General features: G+C 59.6%; 22 protein-coding genes. 18 read left to right on the top strand and 4 right to left on the bottom strand.

Annotation, left to right across the window (positions count from 1 at the left end; translation table 11 throughout):
• Positions 1–148: 148 nt before the first annotated feature.
• Both V6607_RS06695 and V6607_RS06690 read left to right on the top strand, forming a co-directional pair.
• Positions 149–2,410: a bifunctional diguanylate cyclase/phosphodiesterase gene (locus V6607_RS06695; RefSeq protein WP_008430421.1), complete on the top strand. Its 2,262-nt coding sequence runs from the start codon at positions 149–151 to the stop codon at positions 2,408–2,410.
• 206 nt (positions 2,411–2,616) lie between these two features.
• Positions 2,617–4,794, top strand: coding sequence for a hypothetical protein (locus V6607_RS06690; RefSeq protein WP_023659116.1), 2,178 nt, complete (start codon positions 2,617–2,619; stop codon positions 4,792–4,794).
• A 1,035-nt stretch (positions 4,795–5,829) separates the two neighbouring features.
• On the opposite strand, the gene V6607_RS06685 is transcribed toward V6607_RS06690, so the two are convergent.
• Entirely contained in the window at positions 5,830–6,132 is a 303-nt protein-coding gene (locus V6607_RS06685; protein WP_003211652.1) for a DUF2288 domain-containing protein, read from the bottom strand.
• Positions 6,133–6,472: 340 nt separating this feature from the next.
• Here V6607_RS06685 and V6607_RS06680 point away from each other — a divergent pair, with 340 nt between their 5' ends.
• The 10 genes from V6607_RS06680 (at position 6,473) to V6607_RS06635 (ending at position 14,191) form a co-directional block, all read left to right on the top strand.
• Positions 6,473–7,600, top strand: coding sequence for a branched-chain amino acid ABC transporter substrate-binding protein (locus tag V6607_RS06680; protein ID WP_087693197.1), 1,128 nt, complete (start codon positions 6,473–6,475; stop codon positions 7,598–7,600).
• Positions 7,601–7,645: 45 nt separating this feature from the next.
• Entirely contained in the window at positions 7,646–7,828 is a 183-nt protein-coding gene (locus V6607_RS06675) for a hypothetical protein (RefSeq protein WP_003211657.1), read from the top strand.
• Positions 7,828–8,751 (top strand): high-affinity branched-chain amino acid ABC transporter permease LivH, encoded by a 924-nt coding sequence (gene livH / locus V6607_RS06670; protein ID WP_003211659.1) that lies wholly within the window; start codon positions 7,828–7,830, stop codon positions 8,749–8,751. The genes V6607_RS06675 and livH overlap by 1 nt, the downstream gene beginning before the upstream one ends.
• The gene (locus V6607_RS06665) at positions 8,748–10,001 is read left to right on the top strand and encodes a high-affinity branched-chain amino acid ABC transporter permease LivM (protein ID WP_003211661.1); all 1,254 of its coding nucleotides are present in this window, start codon (positions 8,748–8,750) and stop codon (positions 9,999–10,001) included. The genes livH and V6607_RS06665 overlap by 4 nt, the downstream gene beginning before the upstream one ends.
• Positions 9,998–10,765, top strand: a complete 768-nt coding sequence (livG, locus tag V6607_RS06660) for a high-affinity branched-chain amino acid ABC transporter ATP-binding protein LivG (protein WP_003211663.1) — start codon at positions 9,998–10,000, stop codon at positions 10,763–10,765. The genes V6607_RS06665 and livG overlap by 4 nt, the downstream gene beginning before the upstream one ends.
• Before the next feature lies 1 nt (position 10,766).
• The gene (locus tag V6607_RS06655; RefSeq protein ID WP_003211664.1) at positions 10,767–11,468 is read left to right on the top strand and encodes an ABC transporter ATP-binding protein; all 702 of its coding nucleotides are present in this window, start codon (positions 10,767–10,769) and stop codon (positions 11,466–11,468) included.
• Between the two features lie 260 nt (positions 11,469–11,728).
• Positions 11,729–12,034 (top strand): DUF2282 domain-containing protein, encoded by a 306-nt coding sequence (locus tag V6607_RS06650; protein WP_003211666.1) that lies wholly within the window; start codon positions 11,729–11,731, stop codon positions 12,032–12,034.
• Between the two features lie 26 nt (positions 12,035–12,060).
• Positions 12,061–12,936 carry a DUF692 domain-containing protein gene (locus tag V6607_RS06645; RefSeq protein ID WP_134325853.1) on the top strand — a complete coding sequence of 292 codons (876 nt, stop codon included), beginning with the start codon at positions 12,061–12,063 and terminating at the stop codon, positions 12,934–12,936.
• Positions 12,933–13,709 (top strand): DNA-binding domain-containing protein, encoded by a 777-nt coding sequence (locus tag V6607_RS06640; protein ID WP_003211670.1) that lies wholly within the window; start codon positions 12,933–12,935, stop codon positions 13,707–13,709. Before V6607_RS06645 ends, V6607_RS06640 begins: the two co-directional genes overlap by 4 nt.
• The gene (locus V6607_RS06635; RefSeq protein ID WP_003211673.1) at positions 13,706–14,191 is read left to right on the top strand and encodes a DoxX family protein; all 486 of its coding nucleotides are present in this window, start codon (positions 13,706–13,708) and stop codon (positions 14,189–14,191) included. Before V6607_RS06640 ends, V6607_RS06635 begins: the two co-directional genes overlap by 4 nt.
• Here V6607_RS06635 and V6607_RS06630 read toward each other — a convergent pair.
• Positions 14,188–15,096: a LysR family transcriptional regulator gene (locus tag V6607_RS06630; RefSeq protein WP_003211675.1), complete on the bottom strand. Its 909-nt coding sequence runs from the start codon at positions 15,094–15,096 to the stop codon at positions 14,188–14,190. The genes V6607_RS06635 and V6607_RS06630 overlap by 4 nt on opposite strands.
• 104 nt (positions 15,097–15,200) lie before the next feature.
• Here V6607_RS06630 and V6607_RS06625 point away from each other — a divergent pair, with 104 nt between their 5' ends.
• Positions 15,201–15,800 (top strand): short chain dehydrogenase, encoded by a 600-nt coding sequence (locus V6607_RS06625; protein WP_134325852.1) that lies wholly within the window; start codon positions 15,201–15,203, stop codon positions 15,798–15,800.
• A gap of 16 nt (positions 15,801–15,816) precedes the next feature.
• On the opposite strand, the gene V6607_RS06620 is transcribed toward V6607_RS06625, so the two are convergent.
• Positions 15,817–16,176 carry a hypothetical protein gene (locus V6607_RS06620; RefSeq protein WP_003211679.1) on the bottom strand — a complete coding sequence of 120 codons (360 nt, stop codon included), beginning with the start codon at positions 16,174–16,176 and terminating at the stop codon, positions 15,817–15,819.
• 172 nt (positions 16,177–16,348) lie between these two features.
• On the opposite strand from V6607_RS06620, the gene V6607_RS06615 reads away from it, so the two are divergent.
• Together V6607_RS06615 and V6607_RS06610 are read left to right on the top strand one after the other, a co-directional pair.
• On the top strand, positions 16,349–17,020 hold the full coding sequence (locus V6607_RS06615) for a hypothetical protein (RefSeq protein WP_003211681.1): 672 nt from the start codon (positions 16,349–16,351) through the stop codon (positions 17,018–17,020).
• A 107-nt stretch (positions 17,021–17,127) separates the two neighbouring features.
• A complete protein-coding gene (locus V6607_RS06610; RefSeq protein WP_102368251.1) occupies positions 17,128–18,741 on the top strand; it encodes an NAD(P)/FAD-dependent oxidoreductase in 1,614 nt (537 codons plus the stop codon).
• Between the two features lie 135 nt (positions 18,742–18,876).
• On the opposite strand, the gene V6607_RS06605 is transcribed toward V6607_RS06610, so the two are convergent.
• On the bottom strand, positions 18,877–19,974 hold the full coding sequence (locus V6607_RS06605; RefSeq protein WP_173406096.1) for a PLP-dependent cysteine synthase family protein: 1,098 nt from the start codon (positions 19,972–19,974) through the stop codon (positions 18,877–18,879).
• 213 nt (positions 19,975–20,187) lie between these two features.
• Here V6607_RS06605 and nhaA point away from each other — a divergent pair, with 213 nt between their 5' ends.
• From nhaA to V6607_RS06590, 3 genes are all read left to right on the top strand, one after another.
• Positions 20,188–21,375, top strand: coding sequence for a Na+/H+ antiporter NhaA (nhaA, locus tag V6607_RS06600; RefSeq protein ID WP_134325851.1), 1,188 nt, complete (start codon positions 20,188–20,190; stop codon positions 21,373–21,375).
• A 156-nt stretch (positions 21,376–21,531) separates the two neighbouring features.
• Positions 21,532–22,761: an S-type pyocin domain-containing protein gene (locus V6607_RS06595; protein WP_134325850.1), complete on the top strand. Its 1,230-nt coding sequence runs from the start codon at positions 21,532–21,534 to the stop codon at positions 22,759–22,761.
• Positions 22,758–23,093 carry a hypothetical protein gene (locus V6607_RS06590; RefSeq protein ID WP_134325849.1) on the top strand — a complete coding sequence of 112 codons (336 nt, stop codon included), beginning with the start codon at positions 22,758–22,760 and terminating at the stop codon, positions 23,091–23,093. The genes V6607_RS06595 and V6607_RS06590 overlap by 4 nt, the downstream gene beginning before the upstream one ends.
• Positions 23,094–23,133: the final 40 nt, after the last annotated feature.

The following is a 23,133-nucleotide window of genomic DNA, read 5'->3' as shown; positions in this document are numbered from 1 at the left end:
GGGCGGTCATCCCTAATCATTTGGTTCTAGTTGTTTATAAACTCATCGCCAAATGATTAGAAGCAATCTGCCATCAATCCTTGTAACTCGCTCACGCTCTCTATACTGAAAGACGCAGTCAGACTAAAACTCTGTGACGGGACATGCTATGGAATGGCTTGGTTTGCATTTTTTTACCGACCTTCCGGACAGTGGGCACTTATTACTCAATTGCAGTCATAACCCCTTTCTGGTGCTACTGGCGTATGTAGTGGCGTGTGCAGCGGGCTTCGGCACCCTGGACATGGCCGAGCGGGTCGGCCATGTCGACAACCCCAAGGCTCAACGGCACTGGCGCTGGGTAGGCGCGGGCTGCCTGGCAGGCGGCATCTGGTCGACCCACTTCATCAGCATGCTGGCCTTCCAGGCGCCTATCGCGATTCACTACGAATTGATCATGACGTTCGCCTCGCTGCTGATCGCCCTGATCGCGGCGCTGTTCGCCATGCAAACCCTCAGTCATCCAAGGCTGCGCGCCCACCAATATGTGCTGGCGTCGGTGTGGATGGGGCTGGGTATTGCGCTGATGCACTACGTGGGCATGTCAGCCATGCGCTCCGAGGCGGGCGTGTATTTCGAGACTGGCTTGTTCCTCGCCTCTGTGTTGATCGCGATCGGCGCCAGCCTGGCGGCGTTGCTGCTGTCGCTGTACCTGCGCAACGGCACCGGCATGTTCCATCAATTGCTCAAGTACGCGGCCAGCCTGGTGCTTGGCGCGGGCATTATCAGCATGCACTTCACCGGCATGGCGGCCATGCAGCTGCTGGTACCCGAAGACCTCGTACAGTCGGCACTGCCGGTGGACAACAACCCGGTCCAACTGGGGCTGCTGGTGGCGGTCATCGCCCTGCTGGTGATTGGCAGCAGCATCAGTGCTGCCCTCGCGGACAAGAAGCTGCAACACAAGGAAACCGACCTGCGCCGGGTCAACGCCCTGCTCACCGAACTGGACCAGGCCCGCGCCTCGCTGCAACAGGTGGCGCATTACGATGCCCTGACCACCCTGCTCAACCGCCGTGGTTTCAACCAGATCTTCGCCGAGAAACTCGCGGAAAAAACCGCCACCGACGGCATGCTGGCGGTGATCTTCCTGGATATCGACCACTTCAAGCGCATCAACGACAGCCTCGGCCATGACGCCGGCGACGAACTGCTGACTGTGCTGGCCGGCCATATCAAAAGCTCGGTGCGCAGCCATGACGACGTGGTCGCGCGGTTTGGCGGTGACGAATTCTGCATCCTGATCAGCATCCATCATCGCGATGAAGCGCGGCACATGGCCCAGCGCATCATGCAGAAAATGAAAGACCCCATCGAACTGGCCGGCCGGCGCATGGTGATGACCACCAGCATCGGCATCAGCCTGTTTCCCGAAGACGGCAAAACCAGCGAAGAGCTGCTGAAGACCGCTGACCTGGCGCTGTATCAGTCCAAGGATGCCGGGCGTAATAGCTTGAACTTCTTCAGCTCCAACCTGAAAACCCGGGCCTTCCTGGAACTGCAGCTGGAAGAGGAACTGCGCGCCGCACTGCGGGGCAAGAACGAGTTGGTGCTGTTTTACCAACCGATACTTGACCTGAAAAAAGGCAGGGTCACGCGCCTCGAAGCCCTGGTGCGCTGGCAACACCCCCAACATGGCCTGCTGACCCCGGACCGGTTCATCGGCATTGCCGAAAGCAACGGGCTGATTGCCGAACTGGATCACTGGGTGCTGCGCCAGGCCTGTCACGACCTGAGCCTGCTGTCGGAGCAAGGCCACACTGAATTGGTCATGGCCGTGAACTGCTCGGCCCTCAACCTGACGCGTGACGAGTTGGCCGATGAGATCGAAAACGCCCTGCGCTTCGGCGGGATCGCGGCCAATCGCCTGGAACTGGAAGTGACCGAGAACGCGCTGATGGGCAATATCAGCAGCACCCTGGCATTGCTGCGGCAAATCCGCGCCCTGGGCGTGTCGCTGTCCATCGACGACTTCGGCACCGGCTACTCGTCCCTCGCCTACCTTAAGCGCCTGCCGTTGAACACCTTGAAAATCGACCGTTCATTTATCCAGGATATCCCCAAGTCGAACGCCGACATTGAGATCGTCCAGGCCATTATCGGCATGGCCCACACCCTGCACCTGCAGGTGGTGACAGAGGGCGTGGAAACCCTGCAACAATTTGAAGTGGTGCAAAAACACGGCTGTGATTTTGTTCAGGGTTACCTGCTCAGCGCTGCGGTGCCGTTGAGTGATATCAGCGCGGTGATCAACAGCCTGGACCAGAACAACATGTTCAGCCTGCTGGGCCTGACGGGGGGTGACCCCGCGCCGAAAGATCCGCCTTCGGGTCGTGCGGGCCCGGCGTCCATCGTTCGGCCAATTCGCTGACGCCGAAAATTTGGCAATTCGCCATCATTTCACTAAAGAACCCCGACGAACGGCCGATTCATCAGAGTCCGGCCAGGCTTTCCCCTTAAAACCCTAGGGTTAAACCCTATCGCCCAGGACCAGGACGCACTGTAAAGTCGCGATCTCTCATTCTGTGATGGCTATTTGATACTTACTCAGCCATCCGTCCAGGCACATGGCGCACAATGACTTCTAAAAATAACTCTGCCACCGCGGTATCCGACGTGTTGCTGACAGCCCCTGCGGAAAAACCCTCAGGTTCAAAGTCATTGAGCACCGCCCGCCCACTGGCCACCCAGCAGTACCTGTACTTCACCGAAACCAACACCGACCGCATCCTCGACAACCTCGACGGCCTGCGCGACATGGTGTTCCCGCGCGCACCGCACCTGGAAGTCGACGGTGAACTGCGCAATGAGCAGGAATTCCCCTCGGTGTGCCTGATCGGCCTGGGCCGCTGTGGCTCCAACATTGCCCTGGATGTGGCAGAGCTGGTGTACAACGCCCGCAAGTTCTACCTCAACGAATTCAGCAACGAAGACAAATCCACCGACAAGGGCTACCGCCCCGCCCAGTGGATTCGCAACAACCTGCGCCTGGGTTCGAACAAGGGCACCAAACCGGTGTTCCTGGTCGAGCCGCTGGTGATGCTGGGCGACCTGGACAAGGACATTGCCGGGCGCATCCGTTTCTCGCGCAAGGGTGAGAAAAGCGGTTTCCTGCGGGACTACAGCAAGATGAAAATCATGGACCTCTCGGAAGTCCATGCCGGCGGCGCCGGTAACGCGCCGATCCTCGGCCAGTACCTGGCCAAGATCATCCTCAACAAAGACACCCAACGTTTTTCCAGCCCCGACTGGAAGATGATCCACTCGTACCTGATCGACTCCTGCGGCATCAAGGCCAACCAGTCGCGCCTGTACTTCTCGATCTTCAGTGCCGGCGGCGGTACCGGTTCAGGCATGGCCTCGGAGTTCGGCCTGGCCCAGCAGCACTCGTACATGAACAAGACGTTCGACACCAAGCCCGCCGATGAACATGACAGCAAAAGCGGTCACGCCTTCGTGTTCGAACCGATCTTCACCAGCGGGATTTGTGTGCTGCCGAACATCTCCGATCACCGCAGCGAAATGTCCGAGGCGCTGCACATCAACGCCGGGCGGCTGTTGTGCAAATACCTGTCGGAAGAATGGGACTTCTCGTACAACTTCGACAATGAAGACAGCAGCGAAGCCAGCGTGAAAGGCCGTATCCGACCGTGGAACGCGATGATGCTGATCTCCAACGACATCATGCGTTACGCCGAGGAAAGCGATGACGGCAACATCCAGAACATTGATGTCAATGCCATGGAAAAGCACGCCAACCAGTACATCTCGCAGCAGATCTTCAACATTCTGACGGCCCAGGCGGTTACCACCGACTACGACCAGAACTACTTCCGTCGCGCCGGGATCGACATTGGCGAGACCATCCGCCTGGATGCCAACGACCTGTTCATGAGCCTGGCCGGCCCGGTGGCGATTGCCTACGCCGAATCGGTGGTGCCGGAAACGCCGGCGCCTTCGAGCGACAAGTTCAAGGTGTTCGAAAAAGAGCCGCAGCGGCTGAACATCGACGACCTGTTTTTCCGTTCCATTGATCTGCCGCACTTCAACAAGGTGACCCAGGCGATCGAAGGCATCAGCCTGTTGCCGATTGAGTCCAAGCGGTACAAGGCCTCCCTGGAGCAGTACAAGAATTCCGGGTATGACGCGGCGGCGTTGCATGACCTGCACTTCTTCAAGAACTGCTCGTCGGTGGTGTCGATTGTGTCGTTGCCCAAGGATTACAAGCTGTCCTATATGGACCTGAATCGGCTCAAGACGCACCTCAACAGCCTGTTTCCCAATACGACGCTCAAACGGTATGCGCTGGTGATCGGGGCGTCGGCCAACTTGTCGCTCACGACCTTGATCGCTAAAAGCCCGTGCCTGTCGGATGATTTTTTGACGTTGATCGTGGCATTTATCAAGCGCTGTTTTGCGCGTAATCCGTATCGGTTTGATGACACCTTGGATAATTCGATCCTGGATTTCATCATCCATGAGGATTTTGATGAAGACCGGATTGATGAGCTGCTCAACGAGTTCGAGAACCCGGCGAAGATCCTGGATACCAACTGGTATGCGATCAAGCCGATGTACGAGAAGAAGTATCGTGAGTTGATCAACGACAAGGACAAGTTTGTGTCGATCAACGATATTCGTCTGTCGCGGGATTGTGTGAAGAAGGCGATCAAGTACCTGCGTGAGATTTATCGTCACCGGATTGGGAAGACCAAGGTTATTTCGCTGAATAACCATACCGGGAAGACGGCGTAGGCTATGTTGCTGAGGTGGGGTGTATATCCGTTATTTGGGTGATGGCTTATATCGGTTCCGCTCTTACAGCGGCTCACTTTTGAACAGCGCAAAAGTAAGCAAAACGCTCTTGCCCCACCACTCGGCACCTCGCCTAGGCTCGGTGTGCCCTCACTCCGGCTTTGGACCGTGGGCCGCCGTCATGGGCCATCCTTGGCCCAGGACGGCTAACCCGGCGTCCTGCCGGGTTACCCACGCTCCAAAGCCTGCGTTCGGCCAGCGTGGTTTAACGGGGCGCTTAAGATCAAGATCAAAAGCAGATCAAGAGCAAGAGCACAGCGGCCTCCCGGCCGGCTTGAGTGTTTAAAAGCCAAATCAAAAGCTAAAGCGGGCACGGTCCAAAAAATGTGGGAGCGGGCTTGCTCGCGAAGGTCGTTAACGATGACGCGGGCATTCTGGATAAACGCGGCGCTCTCAGTTTTTTCGCGAGCAAGCCCGCTCCCACAGAAAAGCAGATCTGTTTTCGCTCTGGTCTTTGCTTTTTCTTTTTACACTCAAGCCGGCCGGGAGGCCGCTGTGCTCTGCTTTTGATTTTGATCTGCGGGCCCCGTTAACCACGATGGCCGCAAGTAGGCACGGTGGAGCGGGTAAATCGGCAGGGATGCCGATTTAGCCGCGCCGGGCCATGGATGGCCCGTCGCGGCGGCCCGCGGAACCGTGCCGGAGTGCGGGCATGCCGAGCCTAGGCGAGGCACCGAGTGGTGGGGCAAAGACCTTTTGGTTACTTTTGGCTGGGCCGGCATTCCGGGCGTTTGCCAAAAGTGACCCGCTGTAAGAGCGGAACCATAGGTGGCCGTTACCTAAATAACGGATATGTACACATACCCAGAAACAATTCCCCCCGCACTCCGCCGCTACCAAAACTGTTCCCATGACGCGCACGTAACCCCCGCCTGTGACCTTTCTCTACGGCAAGGTGCCATCACCGCAAATGCAGTTACCCGCCTACACACTTAAACTCGGAAAAATCACGCACCTTTTTCGCGCATGCATTTCCTACACTGCCCTTTCCTGGATCAGAATCCACGGCGAAACCACCACCGCCCACAAACTCGGGTCCCGCTCAACCAGGTCCAATGCCCGCGTCGCAGAAACCTCGCCAAGACTCCCCGCAGCCAGCCAGGCAGCGACTTTCTCACGGTTGTCCTCAGCCATGCCCTCGGCGGCCTCGATCAAATCCAGCCCGGCATCGACCCACAATAGGGCACCCTTGGCAAAGAACGGCTCAAGCTCCTTCCAGGAAATTTCGGCAGTTTCACCAAGCAGCTTGGCATAGAGGGTGCTAGGTTCTTGCGTCATGGGAGTTCACCTGAAGAAAAAATCGGCGCAATCATACCGTCGAGCCCCAGGCAGAAAAACCCAGTTGCAAATGAGGCACCGAACGAAAGTGTCAGGAAAGCCAAGGATTGCCCGAAACTCTGGCATCACCCCGCCGCAATTCTGTCTTTTTCTTTCATTTAAGCGACATACCCGGGTTTTGCCCCCAGCAGCCAGCTTTTCAAGCGATCAACCGGCGCTCTACACTGTACCGGTACAGTTGCCAGGCCGCTGCCGGGGGATATCCGAGATATCTGATCCGGTTCTGCAGCTCACAAGGCCGCTAGAACTATAAAAAATACAACAGTAAGAGTGGAGCACTATGAATAAGGCTACTAAGCAGATTTCCAAACTGTTTGCCGCTATGGTCCTGGCCGGGGTTGCCAGCCATTCGTTCGCAGCTGACACCATCAAGATCGGTATTGCCGGCCCTAAAACCGGCCCTGTGACCCAGTACGGCGACATGCAGTTCATGGGTGCCAAGCAGGCCATCGCCGACATCAACGCCAAGGGCGGCGTAGATGGCAAAATGCTCGAAGCCAAGGAATACGACGACGCTTGCGATCCAAAACAAGCCGTGGCCGTAGCCAACAAAGTGGTCAACGACGGCGTCAAGTTCGTGGTCGGTCACCTTTGCTCCAGCTCCACTCAGCCAGCATCCGACATCTACGAAGACGAAGGCGTGATCATGATCACCCCGGCTGCCACCAGCCCGGAAATCACGTCCCGTGGCTACAAGCTGGTCTTCCGCACCATCGGCCTGGACAGCGCCCAGGGCCCAGCCGCCGGTAACTACATCGCCGACCACGTGAAGCCGAAAGTCGTAGCCGTTATTCACGACAAACAGCAATACGGTGAAGGCATCGCCACTGCCGTTAAACAAACCCTCGAGAAGAAAGGCGTGAAAGTTGCCCTCTTCGAAGGCATCAACGCTGGCGACAAAGACTTCGGTTCGCTGATCCAGAAGCTCAAGCAAGCCAACGTCGACTTCGTCTACTACGGCGGCTACCACCCTGAGCTGGGCCTGATCCTGCGCCAAGCCAAGGAAAAAGGCGTGAACGCCAAGTTCATGGGCCCTGAAGGCGTCGGCAACGACTCCATCTCGCAAATCGCCCAGAACGCTTCCGAAGGCCTGCTGGTTACCCTGCCGAAATCCTTCGACACCGATCCTGCCAACAAGGCAATCGTTGAAGAGTTCACCAAGAACAAGCAGGACCCAACCGGTCCGTTCGTGTTCCCGGCCTACTCGGCTGTTGAAGTGATCGCCGGCGGTATCGCTGCCGCGAAGAGCGAAGACACCGCCAAGGTGGCAGCGGCCATCCACGCCGGTACCTTCAAGACCCCGACCGGCGACCTGAGCTTCGACGCCAAGGGCGACCTGAAGGACTTCAAGTTCGTGGTCTACGAATGGCACTTCGGCAAACCAAAAACCGAAGTTTCCCCTCAGTAAGCCAGGCGTTACTGGTCAACAAGCCCACTGTGCAAGCAGTGGGCTTTGTTTTACGAGGTTTATGGGCCTGTCACCCGCGATCCGGGCGCTGGCTCACCTGAAAATCTTAAAACCGTCACCAGCGGTTCGCTGGCAAACGCTTTGTGCAACCTGATCACAGAACAGGGCACCGAGCCGGAAATTGACTCCACCAGTGAAATGCGTATCGGGTTTTTAGGAGCGCTGTAATGCCTGAGATCTATCATTTTTTCCAAACGCTGGTTAACGGCATGACCGTTGGCAGCACCTATGCCTTGATAGCCATTGGCTACACAATGGTTTACGGCATCATTGGAATGATTAACTTCGCCCATGGCGAGGTGTACATGATTGGTTCCTACGTGGCCTTCATCGCCCTTGCCGGGCTGGCCATGCTGGGTATCCATTCCCTGCCGCTGTTGATGACCGCCGCATTCCTGGCGTCCATCGTCGTAACCAGTGCCTATGGCTACAGTATCGAACGCGTTGCGTACCGCCCCTTGCGTGGCAGCAACCGCTTGATCCCGCTGATCTCCGCGATCGGCATGTCGATTTTCCTGCAGAACACCGTATTGCTGTCCCAGGACTCCAAGGACAAATCCATTCCCAACCTGATCCCGGGGAGCATCTCCTTCGGCCCAGGCGGCGCACAGGAAGTGCTGATTTCCTATATGCAGATCCTGGTCTTCGTCGTCACCCTGGTGGCGATGCTCGGCCTGACCCTGTTCATCTCCCGCTCCCGTCTGGGGCGCGCCTGCCGGGCCTGCGCCGAAGACATCAAGATGGCCAACCTGTTGGGCATAAACACCAACAACATCATCGCCCTGACCTTCGTCATCGGTGCCGCACTGGCGGCTATCGCTGCCGTGTTGCTGAGCATGCAGTACGGCGTGATCAACCCCAACGCCGGTTTCCTGGTGGGCCTCAAGGCCTTCACCGCAGCGGTATTGGGCGGCATCGGCAGCATTCCGGGTGCGATGCTCGGCGGGCTGGTGCTGGGGGTGGCTGAAGCCTTTGGCGCCGACGTATTCGGTGACCAGTACAAGGACGTGGTGGCATTCGGTCTATTGGTTCTGGTGCTGTTGTTCCGGCCGACCGGCATTCTGGGCCGTCCGGAGGTTGAGAAAGTATGAGCAGATATCTTAAATCGGCGTTTTTCAGCGCCTTGCTGGTCTGGGCCGTGGCCTTCCCGGTACTCGGGCTCAAGTTGAGCATTGTCGGGATCAACCTTGAAGTGCATGGCACCGGTCCCGTGACGTTGACCATCATTGCCCTGTGCTCGGTGTTGATGTTCCTGCGCGTGCTGTTCACCCAGCAGGTCGGTGCGCTCCTCAAGTCCAACCGTGGCCCGTTGGTATCGCCCAAGGTCAGCCAGTTCCTGACCCTGCCGCGCACCCAGCGCTACATCATCATCGGCCTGATCGTGGCCGCGTTGATCTGGCCGTTCTTCGGCTCCCGTGGTGCGGTGGATATCGCGACGCTGATCCTGATCTACGTGTTGCTGGGCCTGGGCCTGAACATCGTGGTGGGTCTGGCCGGCTTGCTCGACCTGGGCTATGTGGGCTTCTATGCGGTGGGTGCCTACACCTACGCGCTGCTCTCGCATTACCTGGGCTGGGGCTTCTGGATCTGCCTGCCACTGGCCGGCATGGCGGCGGCCACATTTGGCTTCCTGCTGGGCTTCCCGGTACTGCGCTTGCGCGGTGACTACCTGGCGATCGTGACCCTGGGCTTCGGTGAAATCATCCGTCTGTTCCTGCGTAACCTTACCGATATCACCGGCGGCCCCAACGGCATCAGCAGCATTCCCAAGCCGACGTTCTTCGGGCTGACGTTCGACCGCACCGCGGCCGAAGGCATGCAGACGTTCCACGAGTACTTCGGGATCGACTACAACCCGGTGAGCAAAGTGGTGTTCCTGTACCTGGTGGCCCTGCTGCTGGCACTGGCGGCGCTGTTCGTGATCAACCGCCTGCTGCGCATGCCGATCGGCCGCGCGTGGGAAGCGCTGCGCGAAGATGAAATCGCCTGCCGTGCACTAGGCATGAACCCGACCGTCATCAAGCTTTCGGCATTCACCCTCGGGGCGACCTTCGCCGGTTTTGCCGGCAGCTTCTTCGCCGCTCGCCAAGGTTTGGTGACGCCGGAGTCGTTCACCTTCATCGAGTCGGCAATCATCCTCGCCATCGTGGTACTGGGCGGCATGGGCTCGCAGCTCGGCGTGATCCTCGCGGCGATCGTGATGATCCTGCTGCCGGAAATGATGCGTGAATTCAGCGAATACCGCATGTTGATGTTCGGCGCCATGATGGTGCTGATGATGATCTGGCGACCTCAAGGCCTGCTGCCCATGCAACGTCCCCACATGGAGCTGCGCAAATGAGCCGCGAGATCCTGAAAGTCGAAAACTTGAGCATGCGCTTCGGCGGTTTGCTGGCGGTCAACGGCGTGGCCCTGACCGTGCAAGAGAAACAAGTCGTGGCCCTGATCGGCCCCAACGGCGCCGGCAAGACCACGGTGTTCAACTGCCTGACCGGCTTCTACAAGCCGGCTGGCGGCACCATCCTGCTGGACGGCCAGCCGATCCAGGGCCTGGCCGGCCACGAGATCGCCCGCAAGGGCGTGGTGCGGACCTTCCAGAACGTGCGGTTGTTCAAGGACATGACGGCGGTCGAGAACCTGTTGATCGCCCAGCATCGCCACCTGAACACCAACTTCTTTGCCGGCCTGTTCAAGACGCCGTCGTTCCGCAAGAGCGAGCGCGAGGCCATGGAATATGCCGCGTACTGGCTGGACAAGGTCAACCTCACCGAGTTTGCCAACCGTCCTGCCGGCACCCTGGCCTACGGTCAGCAACGGCGCCTGGAAATCGCCCGCTGCATGATGACCCGCCCGCGGATCCTCATGCTCGACGAACCGGCCGCCGGCTTGAACCCGAAGGAAACAGAAGACCTCAAGGCGCTGATCAGTGTGCTGCGTGAAGAAAACAACGCCACCGTGCTGCTGATCGAACACGACATGAAACTGGTCATGAGCATTTCCGACCATATCGTCGTGATCAACCAGGGCACGCCACTGGCCGACGGTACGCCGGAGCAGATCCGCGACAACCCGGAAGTGATCAAAGCCTATTTGGGGGAAGCGTAAAATGCTGCAATTCGAAAACGTTTCCACTTTCTACGGCAAGATCCAGGCGCTGCACAGCGTCAACGTGGAAGTGCGCCAGGGCGAAATCGTTACCCTGATCGGCGCCAACGGTGCCGGTAAATCCACGCTGCTGATGACCCTGTGCGGTTCGCCCCAGGCTCACAGCGGCAGCATCCGCTATATGGGTGAGGAGCTGGTGGGCCAGGCCTCCTCCGAGATCATGCGCAAGAGCATTGCCGTGGTTCCGGAAGGCCGCCGGGTATTTGCCCGCCTGACCGTGGAAGAGAACCTCGCCATGGGCGGGTTCTTCACCGACAAGGGCGATTACCAGGAGCAGATGGACAAGGTGCTGCACCTGTTCCCGCGGCTCAAGGAACGCTTCAGCCAGCGCGGCGGCACCATGTCCGGCGGCGAACAGCAAATGCTCGCTATCGGCCGCGCGCTGATGAGCAAGCCCAAGCTGTTGTTGCTGGACGAACCGTCCCTGGGGTTGGCGCCGATTATCATCCAGCAGATCTTCGACATCATCGAACAGCTGCGCAAGGACGGTGTGACGGTGTTCCTGGTGGAGCAGAACGCCAACCAGGCGCTGAAGATTGCCGACCGCGCCTACGTGCTGGAAAACGGCCGCGTGGTGATGCAGGGCAGCGGCGAACAACTGCTGACCGATCCGAAAGTACGTGAGGCTTATTTGGGCGGTTGATGCCCATCTGGTCAATGTATGAGCGGGCTTTTGTGGGAGCGGGCTTGCTCGCGAAGGCGGTGGATCAGCCAACTTGTTGGGTGACTGACCCACTGCCTTCGCGAGCAAGCCCGCTCCCACATTTGTTTGGTGTGAACCAAAGACTTTGGCGAAACCTGAAATTATTTTCCCCGGCTTTGTAACGAATCCCTTCCCCCTTTCTCTAGTGGTGTAAGCAGGCGAACATGCTTGCCAACTCAACCCACTGCTGGAGATACACCATGACTACCAAAACCCGCTCGCTGTCCGCCGCCACCCTCGTCCTGGCCCTGGGTTCGGCCCTGAGCCTGTCCGCCCTGACCACCACCGCCCACGCCGCCGATGACATGCAGAAATGCTTCGGTGTAGCCGAAGCCGGCAAGAACGATTGCGCTGCAGGCGCCGGCACTTCCTGCGCGGGCACCTCGAAGGTCAAGGATCAGGCCAACGCCTGGAAACTGGTCCCGGCCGGTACCTGCCTGAAAACCCCAAGCACCACCTCGCCAACCGGCTTCGGCCAGGAAGCTGCCTTCACCGCCAAGTCCTGAAACCCTGCACAGCCTGAGTACTGACGATGACGCTCTCATTCACCCACTCCATCTCCCAGGCTCAGGCGCCCGGCCTCCCCCGTCGGGCCGGGCTGGGGCTCAAGAACGAGCACTTCAGTGAAGTGCTCGAGACGTCCCCCGATATCGGTTTTTTTGAAGTCCACGCCGAAAACTACATGGTGGCCGGCGGGCCTTTCCATCACTACCTGGGCTTGATCCGCGAACAGTACCCGCTGTCGCTGCACGGTGTAGGCCTGTCCATTGGCGGCGAAGGTCCGCTGAACGACGAGCACCTGGCGCGCTTGGCCACGCTGATCGAACGCTATCAACCCCACTCCTTTTCCGAACACCTGGCCTGGTCCAGCCACGGCCCCGTGTTTCTCAATGACTTGCTGCCGCTGGCGTATGACGATGAAACCCTGAAGCGGGTGTGCGAACACATCGACCAGGTACAAACCCGCCTGCAGCGGACCATGCTGCTGGAGAACCCGTCGACCTATCTGCAATTCCAGTGCTCCACCCTGGAAGAGACCGACTTCATCAGCGAAGCGATTCGCCGCACCGGCTGCGGGCTGCTGCTGGACGTGAACAATGTGTATGTGTCGTGCATCAACCATCAGCAAGACCCGCTGAAGTACATCGAGGCCTTGCCGTTGCAAGCCGTGGGCGAGATTCACCTGGCAGGGTTTGCCGAAGACACCGACAGCCTCGGCGACCGTTTGCTGATTGACGATCACGGCGCCCCCATCGACAACGCGGTATGGCAGCTCTACCAGCACGTGCTCAGCCGCACCGGGCCGGTCGCCACGCTGATCGAGCGCGACAACCAGGTGCCGGCGTTCAGCGTGCTGCACGCTGAAGCACGCGAGGCCGACCGGTTTCTGCTGGAGGTGCGTGCATGAGCCGCCAGGACGTCTTTAGCCGCGCCCTGCTGTCCCCCGAGGAAAACTGCCCGCAAGGCTTGTTCAGCCGCAACGGCGCCGATCCGGCCGGTCGTTTTGCGGTGTATCGCAACAATGTCCATAGCTCGCTGATCAACGCGCTGGCCGCCGGCTACCCGGTCACCCTGCAACTGGTGGGCGATGAGTTTTTTCGGGCGATGGCCGGTGTGTATGTCCAGGGTTTCCCGCCGACAAGCCCTCTGATCAATGAATACGGCAGCGACCTGGCGGACTTTATCCAGGGCTTCGCCCCCGCCGCCAGCGTGCCTTACCTGGCTGATGTGGCGCGCCTGGAGCGATTGCGGGTGAGGGCCTACCACGCGGCAGACGCACAGCCGCTGGATCAACAAGAGGTCATCGCCACCCTGCAACAACAGTCGGACCTGGGCGAACTGCGCCTGCAACTGCATCCATCCCTGGCCACCCTGAACTCGGCCTACGCCGTGGTGGCTTTATGGGCGGCGCATCAGACCGGCGAATCCCTCGCCACCCTCGACCCCTTCCATGCCCAAAGCGCGCTGGTACTACGCAATGGCCTGCACGTGCAGGTATTTCACATCGACAGCGGCTCAGCGACGTTTATCAACAGCCTGAACAACGGTTGGCCATTGGAAATGGCCGTGGCCTACGCCCTCGATGCGGCCGCCGAATTTGACCTGCACCAATGCCTGGCCCTGCTGATCGGTCACGGCGCCATCACCCACTTGCACACAGAACCCAAGGTATCGCCATGAACACCACCGCTCCCGGGCTGATCCAACGGATCATCCAGTGCTTCGAGAAAATCCCCTACAGCCTGATCGCCTTTGTCGCACGCTTCTCTATCGCAGCGGTGTTCTGGAAATCCGGCCAGACCAAAGTGGAAGGCCTTGCCGTGGACCTGATCGGCGGGACCTTCCAACTGGGCTGGCCGCACTTGGCGCCGTCCACCCTGCCGCTGTTTCGCAGCGAATACCACGTGCCGCTGCTGTCTGCGGAAGTGGCGGCGCACATGGCTGCGTTCGCCGAGCATTTCTTCCCGGTGCTGATCCTCGTGGGGTTTGCCACGCGATTCTCGGCGCTGGCGCTGCTGGGCATGACCCTGACCATCCAGCTTTTCGTCTACCCGGACGCCTACCCGACCCACGGCACCTGGATCGCATTGCTGCTGCTGTTGATGGCCAAGGGGCCGGGCAGCTTCTCGATTGATCACCTGATCGCCCGGCGCTACCGCTAAAGGCGATCGAGGGCTTCGCCGCTGCGCTTGAACCAGCCCACCAGATAATCTGCGAGTACCTGGGTGCGGCGCGGCAGGCCGCCCTGATACGGATGGACCAGGTACATCGGCATGCTGCGGGTCTGATAATCCCGCAGGAGCCAGCGCAGGCGACCGTCAGCCAATTCCGCGTGCAGCACGTAGGACGGCAAGCGCGCGATGCCCGCCCCCACCAGTGCAGCCTTCTTCAACAAGTTGTAATGGTTGGAGGCAAAGGTCCCGGATACCCGAACCCGCAGCAGCTCATGCTGTTGGTGATACAGCCACTCTTCACGACCACTGTAGTGGCTGTTCAGCAAGCAGTTGTGGCCCACCAGTTCCGCCGGCGTCAGCGGCTCGCCGTGCTGTTCCAGGTAAGCCGGGCTGGCGCAGGTCATCTCGTGCCAGGCGAGCAACGGCTTGGCGACCAGACGCTCGTCGTTGGCGACCTCCGAACGTACCGCCAGGTCGAAGCCATCCCGCGCCAGGTCCCGGTACTGGTTGTTGAGTTCCAACTCGATCTGCACCTGTGGGTACTCCCGGGAAAACTCCAGCAACAGACCGTCGAAGAAGGTTTCGCCCAGGGACACCGGAACCGTCATACGCACCGGGCCGACGAGATCATCCTTGAGCCTGGCCAATGCCTGACGTGCCCGCTCCACCTGGACCACCAACGCCTGGGCTTGCGGCAACAGCGCCGCACCCGCCGCCGTCAGGCTCAGGCGGCGGGTGGTGCGATGCAACAACACCACCGAAAACTGCGCTTCCAACTGGCTGATGCGCTTGGACAGTTGCCCCTTGCTGCAGCCCAGTTGCTGGGCCGCCAAGGTAAAGCTGCCGGCTTCGATCAACACGGCAAACGCGGCGAGGTCATCCATTTCGCTCATGGATTGTTTCCAATTGAAAACCAAAGGTTGCCTATTAGTGCACTTATCCGCGCAAAAAATCACTCTAGACTGAAACCTCACCTACACATCTGGAGGAAGGCACGATGAAAATCCTGTTGATTGGCGCAAGCGGCACCGTGGGTTCGGCGGTCAAGGCAGAACTGTCCCAACGGCATGAAGTGATCAGCATCGGTCGCAAAAGTGGCGACTTCCAGGTCGATATCAGCGACAGCGCCTCGATCCGCAAACTGTTCGAACAGACCGGCAAATTCGACGCACTGATCTGCGCCGCCGGCAGCGTCAACTTCGTGCCCCTGGGCGACATGAGCGAAACCGATTTTGACCTGGGCCTGCAAGACAAGCTGATGGGCCAGATCAACCTGCTGCTGATTGGCCGCGAGTTCGCCAATGACGGCGCGTCGTTCACCTTCACCAGCGGCATTCTCAACCGCGATCCGATTCGCACCGGTGCTTCGGCTGCCCTGGTCAACGGCGCGCTGGATGCATTCGTGAAAGCCGCTGCGATCGAACTGCCCCGCGGCCTGCGCATCAACTCGGTCAGCCCTACCGTCCTGCTGGAAGCCATGGGCAGCTACGCGCCGTACTTCCGTGGGTACAAACCGGCTCCGGGTGCAGAAGTGGCGTTGGCCTACGCGAAAAGCGTGGAAGGCTTGCAGACCGGGCAGACGTTTATCGTTGGTTGACCAGCCTGAAAAGCCGTCACCGTTGAACCCAGGGCATCCATTTACGGAGCATGTCCTGGGGGACGGAAAACTGTATTTCTCGTGTGTTCAGCACACCCATGACAGTGGCGCCATCACTCACGTTGTAGCCGTCTACGTATGTCGAAACCTGCTTGTTGTAAGCCAGTAACGTAATTGCAGCCGTGCGGGCCCTGGCCTCCGGGCTCAGCGTGACATTGACCGAAATAAAGTCCGGGCTACTGTCAGGCGTCCTCTTCACGGTGATCGAGATCTCGGTAAAGTCAGTGGCAGAGGAGTACTCCAGCCGCGCCGGTTCACTGCCCAGTGCAGAACCCGTCACCAGTAACAACCCCCACAGATTCCATCGAATAGTCATCGCGGCTTTCCGAATAAAAGAGAAAGACGTTCCCATGACCATTCACATCCCTCTATAGGAAAAGTCCCAGCAGGGATGATCGCCCCCGGCACACCTTATTCAACCTGTGTCCCGGGCTTGTGATGCACCGCCAGCCTGCGTAACGTGGCGGCACTTATCAGGAGACCCGATGATGCGTGCCGCCCGTACCCTAGCCTTGTTTGCCCTGCTGCCCCTGTTCGCCGCCTGCCAGATGTTCGATAACGAGCCGGCCAAGCCCTCTCTCGCCGGGATGACCCGCATGCAGGGCGAGTTGACGGCCCAGGGTGACAAACTGCTGTTCCAGCCCTGCAACGACAAACGCAACTACGTGGTCAACGACACCGGTGGCACCAGCATCCTGCAGGAGGCCGCCTCCCTGGCCGGCCAGCAAGGCGCACTGTTTGCCGACCTGCGTGGCAAGTTCTCCGGCGTCGCCAGCGGCACCCAGGGCACGGTGGACCTGCAACAGGTGTACCGCGTCGAGCGCTCGACCTCGGCCTGTGATGACCCGGACTTCAAGCGCATGATCCTGCGGGCCAACGGCCACAAACCGGCCTGGGCGATGAACGTCACCGCCAAGGGCATGGTGCTGGAGCGTGAAGGCCAGCCACCATTGGCCGTGCCGTATGTGGAAGAGCAATCGGGCGACGGACGGTTCAACCTGATGACCGAAGCGAATAACCAGCACATCGAACTCTGGGTGGCCCCGCAACGCTGTGTCGACAGCGCCAGCGGCAGCCTGCAGCACATGTCCGCTGAGCTTCGGGTCAACGGCCAGGTGCAACGCGGTTGCGCGTCGTTCGGCGGTTCGCGAGACGACTGATTGCGCCCTGCGCTGTTTTAGCATGACGGGAAACCGCTGTTGGGGCTTATAATCGCCGGTTTGCAAAACAGCCGGCCTCTTTGCCCGCCGCCTACCGGATTCCTGTCATGTTACGAATCACCGAACTCAAGCTGCCCATCGACCATCCCGAAGAAGACCTGCGGCCTGCCATTGTGCAACGCCTGGGCATCGCCAGTGATGACCTGCTCGATTTCACCCTGTTCAAACGCAGCTACGACGCCCGCAAGAAATCGTCGGAGCTGTGCTTCATCTACACCATCGACCTGGAAGTCAAAGGCGAGGCGGCCCTGCTGCTCAAGTTCGCCGACGACCGCAACGTCAACCCGGCGCCGGACATCAGCTACAAGGTCGTGGGCCATGCGCCGGAAGGCCTGACCGAGCGGCCGATCGTCGTCGGTTTTGGCCCGTGCGGGATCTTCGCCGGGCTGTTGCTGGCACAGATGGGTTTCAAGCCGATCATCCTCGAGCGCGGCCGCGAAGTGCGCCAGCGCACCAAGGACACCTGGGGCCTTTGGCGCAAGAATGTGCTGAACCCGGAATCCAACGTGCAGTTCGGTGAAGGCGGCGCCGGGACCTTCTCCGACGGCAAGCTCTACAGCCAGATCAAGGACCCGAAATTCCACGGTCGCAAGGTGCTGCACGAGTTCGTCAAGGCCGGTGCGCCAGATGAAATCCTCTACGTCAGCAAGCCGCACATCGGTACGTTTCGCCTGACCGGCGTCGTGGAAAACATGCGCCAGCAGATCATCGCCCTGGGCGGTGAAGTGCGCTTCGAGCAGCGGGTCACCGACGTGCTGATCGAAGACGGCCAGTTGAATGGCGTGGTGGTGGATGGCGGCGAGCAGATCCTGTCCAAGCACGTAATCCTGGCCCTCGGCCACAGCGCCCGCGATACCTTCCGCATGCTGCATGGCCGTGGCGTGTACATGGAAGCCAAGCCGTTCTCGGTGGGTTTCCGTATCGAACACCCGCAGTCGCTGATCGACGCTGCACGCCTGGGCAAGTACGCCGGCCACCCGAAACTCGGGGCCGCCGATTACAAACTGGTGCACCACGCCAAGAACGGCCGTTCGGTGTACAGCTTCTGCATGTGCCCGGGCGGTACCGTGGTCGCGGCGACATCAGAGCCGAACCGCGTAGTAACCAACGGCATGAGCCAGTACTCCCGTAACGAACGCAACGCCAACTCGGGGATCGTGGTGGGCATCACCCCGGAAGTGGATTACCCGGGCGGCCCGCTGGCCGGGATCGAGTTGCAGGAACGCCTGGAATCCCACGCGTTCATCCTCGGCGGCAGCAACTACGAAGCACCGGCGCAGCTGGTGGGTGATTTCATCGCCGGCAAGCCGTCCACCGCCATCGGTACCGTGGAGCCATCCTACAAGCCCGGCGTAGCCCTGGGTGACCTGGCGCTGGCGTTGCCGGAGTTTGCCATCGAAGCCATCCGCGAAGCGTTGCCGGCGTTCGAGAAGCAGATCAAGGGCTACTCGCTGCACGACGCGGTCCTTACCGGGATCGAGACCCGCACTTCTTCGCCGCTGCGGATTACCCGTAATGAGTCGATGCAAAGCTTGAACGTGAAAGGCCTGTTCCCGGCGGGCGAAGGTGCCGGTTATGCCGGTGGGATTTTGTCGGCGGGTGTCGACGGGATTCGGATTGCCGAGGCGCTGGCGCGGGATATGTTGGGCCTGGAGGCTTAACCACTGCGCTGAAAACGCAGCAGATCAAATGTGGGAGCGGGCTTGCTCGCGAATGCGGTGGATCAGCCGAATCATGTATTGGCTGACACTCCGCATTCGCGAGCAAGCCCGCTCCCACATTGATAATGCGGTGTTTTAGATATTGGCGCGCAGGATGCTTTCCGGCAACGGTTGCCCCCGCTCGACACTCGCCGCAACGGCCGCAATCAAACCCTCCAACTCATACCCCTGCCCTGCAAGCCAGGCCTGATCGTAATAGGTCGTGGCATAGCGCTCACCGCCGTCGCACAAGATCGCCACGATCGAGCCCGACTCCCCTGCCGCCTTCATCTGCTGCGCCGCGATCAATGCACCGATCAGGTTGGTGCCACTTGAGCCGCCTACTCGCCGCCCCAAGCGCTGCGCCAGGTAATGCATGGCCGCCAGGGACAGCGCATCCGGCACCTTGACCATCGCATCAATCACTTTCGGCAGGAACGACGCCTCAACCCGTGGCCGGCCAATGCCTTCGATGCGCGAGCCACAGTCCAGGCGCAGGCTGGCGTCGCCGCTCAGGTAGTAGTCGAAAAACACCGAACGCTCCGCGTCCGCGCACAACACTCGGGTGCAGTGCTGGCGATAACGCACATAACGCCCCAACGTCGCCGTGGTGCCACCCGTGCCGGGGCTGGAAATCAGCCAACTCGGCTCCGGATAACGCTCAAAGCGCAGTTGCTGGAAGATCGATTCAGCGATGTTGTTGTTGGCGCGCCAGTCAGTGGCACGTTCGGCATAGGTGAACTGGTCCATGAAATGACCACCGCTTTCCTGCGCCAGGCGCTCGGATTCGGCGTAGATCTGCGTCGGATCCTGCACCAGATGGCTCTTGCCCCCGTAGAACGCGATCTGCGCAATCTTTTCCTGGGAAGTGGTGGCCGGCATCACCGCAATAAACGGCAAGCCCAGCAGCCTGGCGAAGTACGCCTCGGAGATCGCCGTGGAACCGCTGGAGGCTTCGATCACCGGTGCACCGGGCTTGAGCCAGCCGTTGCACAACGCATAGAGGAACAACGAACGCGCCAGCCGATGTTTCAGGCTGCCGGTGGGATGGCTGGACTCATCCTTGAAATACAACTCGATACCCGGCAAACCCTGCATTGGCAAGGGGATCAGGTGGGTGTCGGCGCTGCGCTGGAAGTCCGCTTCAATAATGCGAATGGCTTCGCGGGCCCATTGGCGGTTGTCGCTCATGATCGGTTTCTCTAAGGATTTCAGACCTGATCTTAGGATGTTTCCTACACTCCACACAGATACAGTCATGACTCAATTGGACACACAATTTTCGGGGTCTGGCGCGCAAGTGATCAGACCGATTCCTTATAACAAATAAGAATATAACTTTTGTTTTAACAACTAACGGTACGGGTTAGGGTACCCACCTATTGAACTTTGATTGGAGAGCATCCCTTGCCTCTGCGTAGCACTTTCACCCGTTTCTTCCAGCTGGAAGCCGCCAGCGGTCTGCTCCTGATCGCTGCTGCCGCTTTGGCGCTGATCATCAACAACTCACCGCTGTCGCACCTCTACGCGAGTTTTCTCGACGTGCCGGTGATCGCACAAATCGGCGCCCTGAAAATCGCCAAGCCGGCGCTGCTGTGGATCAACGACGGCCTGATGGCCCTGTTCTTCCTGCTGATCGGCCTTGAGGTCAAACGCGAGTTGCTCGACGGCCAACTGTCCAAGCCTTCGCAAGTGGTACTGCCGGGAGCGGCAGCCATCGGCGGCATGGTCGTGCCGGCGCTGATCTATTGGGCGCTGAACAAGGACAACCCGGCCGCCCTGGGTGGCTGGGCAATCCCCATGGCCACCGACATTGCCTTCGCCCTGGGCGTATTGGCCCTGCTGGGCAAGCGCGTGCCGGTTTCGCTGAAGTTGTTCCTGATGACCCTGGCCATCATCGACGACCTTGGCGCAATCATCGTGATCGCCATCTTCTACTCCACCGACCTGTCCGGGGCGTCATTGGCCGGCGCAGCGGCATGCCTGATCGCCTTGATAGCCATGAACCGGCTGGGTGTCGTCAAGCTGGGGCCCTACATGATTGTCGGGCTGATCCTGTGGGTCTGCGTGCTCAAGAGCGGCGTACACGCCACCCTGGCGGGCGTAACATTGGCGTTCTGCATCCCGCTGCGCACCAAAAACGCCGAGCCATCGCCGCTGCTGACCCTGGAACACGCCCTGCATCCCTGGGTGGCCTACGCGATCCTGCCGCTGTTTGCCTTTGCCAATGCCGGCGTCTCGCTGGTGGGCGTCAACCTGGAAAGCTTCACCCACCACGTGCCAATGGGCATCGCCGCCGGCCTGCTGCTGGGTAAGACCGTTGGCGTACTGGGTTTCACCTGGGTCATGGTAAAAACCGGCCTTGCCGCACTGCCCGCCGGCGCCAACTGGGGCCAGGTGCTGGGCGTGGCGGTCCTGTGCGGCATCGGCTTCACCATGAGCCTGTTTGTCGGCTCCCTGGCGTTTGTGCCGGGCAGCAGTGAATACGCGGGTATGGACCGGATGGGCATCCTGACCGGGTCGATACTGGCGGCGCTGATCGGGTATGCAGTAACGGCGATGGCCAGTCGCAAGCAGGCACTCGCTCAGGTCTAATCACTTTTGGAGCCGGCTTGCCGGCTCCAGTCTCCTCTCGGCCCATTCGGCGCCATCTCACAGAAGCGTCCTACATCCCCCCTCCGCGGCTTGCAATAACGTCGTGCTCCCGGCTCCGCCGCCGGACGTCGTTATGCAACACGCCAGGAGGGCACGATGGCAAACAGCAAGGATATCCCCCAAGTCTGGCGATGCTACGGGACCGGCACGGGGGGTTACCGTCGGCTCGAGTACATGAGCGAGCGCGAGCTGGCTGATCGTGAGGCCAGGCAGCGAGCATACGAAGCCATGCTTGCCCGTCAGGAGGTCTACGAGGCCAGACGCAAAGTGGAGCGACCGCCAGCAACATTGCCCATCGCGGGCTGCGTATTCGCCAAGTCCTGCAACCTGCCGGACGCCCACATCGACTACAACAATCCATCCGGCTATGTACCGCTTGACCCCATAGGAGACTATGGCGAGCACGTTCTGCTGGGTGGTCGTGAAACGGACATCGAGGGGCTGCTGTCACTCAAAAAGATCAGCGGCAGCGCACTCCCGGCTGGGCTAGGGACATTGGCACTGGGTGGCTCAGCGGTTAGTGGCGCCTCCAGCATCGCAGCGAGTGTTGGAACAGCTGGGGCCGGACTGATGCTTGGGGTTGCAGCCCTCGTCTGGCCCTCCAGCCTGGGCGATAGTGCGCTTTACAGCGACCGTCAACTGCGCTCAATGCCACGGGCACGCACCCGAGCCCGCCTGCATATCGAGCAACTTGCTGACGGCACGCTCAAGGGATACGCCTTCTACACCGGGAAAAATCGCGACTGGGAAATGGTTGATGTCGTGCAGTTTGGCCAGCGCGGCACGCAGCAGATCGCGGACTTGGGCGACGGCGTCGAGCTGATCTGGACGCCTGCTGTCGACCCCGCTGGCACCCTCGGCATTCCTGCATTGGAGGCTGCACCGCAGGCGCCGCAAATCTGGGTGTATCCGCCAACCGAGAAGGCCGACAACATCATCGTTGATCCGATCTATCCGCCGGAATACAGGGATTTTATTCTGGTGTTTCCGGCGGGTTCGGGTATTCGACCTCTGTATATCGTCGTAAGCCTGAGGTATGAGGACGCCCCCTATCATGGAAAAAAAGATAACGCTGTCAAAAGCAGAAAGCCGACTAACGGCCTGGATGCGCTTAATAACTCGGTAGAGCTGAATCCGCCAAACTCACGTAGACGCATAGGGATTGACCCACACACAAAAGAGTTTGTAGTGATCGATCGCACCTCAGAAGGCGTTTACCACGGTCATGTGAGACTGTGGAGTGAGCTAAGACAAGAGATGAAAAATGCTTTAATAAAAGCGAACAAAACAGATCGAAAAGGAAAGATTCTGGGAGCCGAAAAATGAGTTTGCGCTATCACGACCCTTCTTTAAGTCAGGATGAAGCTATAAGCTTTATAGCCACTAATGACCTGACCAAGGTCACAGAAGCTCTAATATCCATCGGCCTTAACGAGACAGATGCTATCTGGGCACAAGAAACCTGTCTCAAGTACGCAAACAATGACAACGAGGACATCGCGTCGGCTGCCATCATTGCGATAGGCCACATTGCGCGCCGTTTCGGTGAGTTGGATATGGCGAAGGTTACGCCCGTGCTGCAGCAAGCAAAAAGAAAATCTCCTTCTCTGAGTGGGGTCGTACAAGACGCACTTGACGATATTCAGATGTTCACCTGACGTCCCGGATTTTCTCCAACAAAAAACCCCAACCGGCCAC

This window comes from Pseudomonas sp. KK18 (assembly GCF_037094675.1).
Taxonomy (GTDB): Bacteria; Pseudomonadota; Gammaproteobacteria; order Pseudomonadales; family Pseudomonadaceae; genus Aquipseudomonas.
This window is presented reverse-complemented; position numbering and strand designations above follow the sequence as displayed.

Excerpts from the sequence above, each read along its gene's own strand:
- V6607_RS06690 (WP_023659116.1), top strand. The coding sequence starts at position 2,617 with ATGACTTCTAAAAATAACTCTGCCACCGCGGTATCCGACGTGTTGCTG.
- V6607_RS06680 (WP_087693197.1), top strand. The coding sequence starts at position 6,473 with ATGAATAAGGCTACTAAGCAGATTTCCAAACTGTTTGCCGCTATGGTC.
- V6607_RS06645 (WP_134325853.1), top strand. The coding sequence starts at position 12,061 with ATGACGCTCTCATTCACCCACTCCATCTCCCAGGCTCAGGCGCCCGGC.
- V6607_RS06650 (WP_003211666.1), top strand. The coding sequence starts at position 11,729 with ATGACTACCAAAACCCGCTCGCTGTCCGCCGCCACCCTCGTCCTGGCC.
- V6607_RS06665 (WP_003211661.1), top strand. The coding sequence starts at position 8,748 with ATGAGCAGATATCTTAAATCGGCGTTTTTCAGCGCCTTGCTGGTCTGG.
- V6607_RS06635 (WP_003211673.1), top strand. The coding sequence starts at position 13,706 with ATGAACACCACCGCTCCCGGGCTGATCCAACGGATCATCCAGTGCTTC.
- V6607_RS06590 (WP_134325849.1), top strand. The coding sequence starts at position 22,758 with ATGAGTTTGCGCTATCACGACCCTTCTTTAAGTCAGGATGAAGCTATA.
- livH (WP_003211659.1), top strand. The coding sequence starts at position 7,828 with ATGCCTGAGATCTATCATTTTTTCCAAACGCTGGTTAACGGCATGACC.
- V6607_RS06615 (WP_003211681.1), top strand. The coding sequence starts at position 16,349 with ATGCGTGCCGCCCGTACCCTAGCCTTGTTTGCCCTGCTGCCCCTGTTC.
- livG (WP_003211663.1), top strand. The coding sequence starts at position 9,998 with ATGAGCCGCGAGATCCTGAAAGTCGAAAACTTGAGCATGCGCTTCGGC.
- V6607_RS06595 (WP_134325850.1), top strand. The coding sequence starts at position 21,532 with ATGGCAAACAGCAAGGATATCCCCCAAGTCTGGCGATGCTACGGGACC.
- V6607_RS06640 (WP_003211670.1), top strand. The coding sequence starts at position 12,933 with ATGAGCCGCCAGGACGTCTTTAGCCGCGCCCTGCTGTCCCCCGAGGAA.
- V6607_RS06610 (WP_102368251.1), top strand. The coding sequence starts at position 17,128 with ATGTTACGAATCACCGAACTCAAGCTGCCCATCGACCATCCCGAAGAA.
- V6607_RS06620 (WP_003211679.1), bottom strand. The coding sequence starts at position 16,176 with ATGACTATTCGATGGAATCTGTGGGGGTTGTTACTGGTGACGGGTTCT.
- V6607_RS06655 (WP_003211664.1), top strand. The coding sequence starts at position 10,767 with ATGCTGCAATTCGAAAACGTTTCCACTTTCTACGGCAAGATCCAGGCG.
- V6607_RS06625 (WP_134325852.1), top strand. The coding sequence starts at position 15,201 with ATGAAAATCCTGTTGATTGGCGCAAGCGGCACCGTGGGTTCGGCGGTC.
- V6607_RS06630 (WP_003211675.1), bottom strand. The coding sequence starts at position 15,096 with ATGAGCGAAATGGATGACCTCGCCGCGTTTGCCGTGTTGATCGAAGCC.
- V6607_RS06685 (WP_003211652.1), bottom strand. The coding sequence starts at position 6,132 with ATGACGCAAGAACCTAGCACCCTCTATGCCAAGCTGCTTGGTGAAACT.
- V6607_RS06695 (WP_008430421.1), top strand. The coding sequence starts at position 149 with ATGGAATGGCTTGGTTTGCATTTTTTTACCGACCTTCCGGACAGTGGG.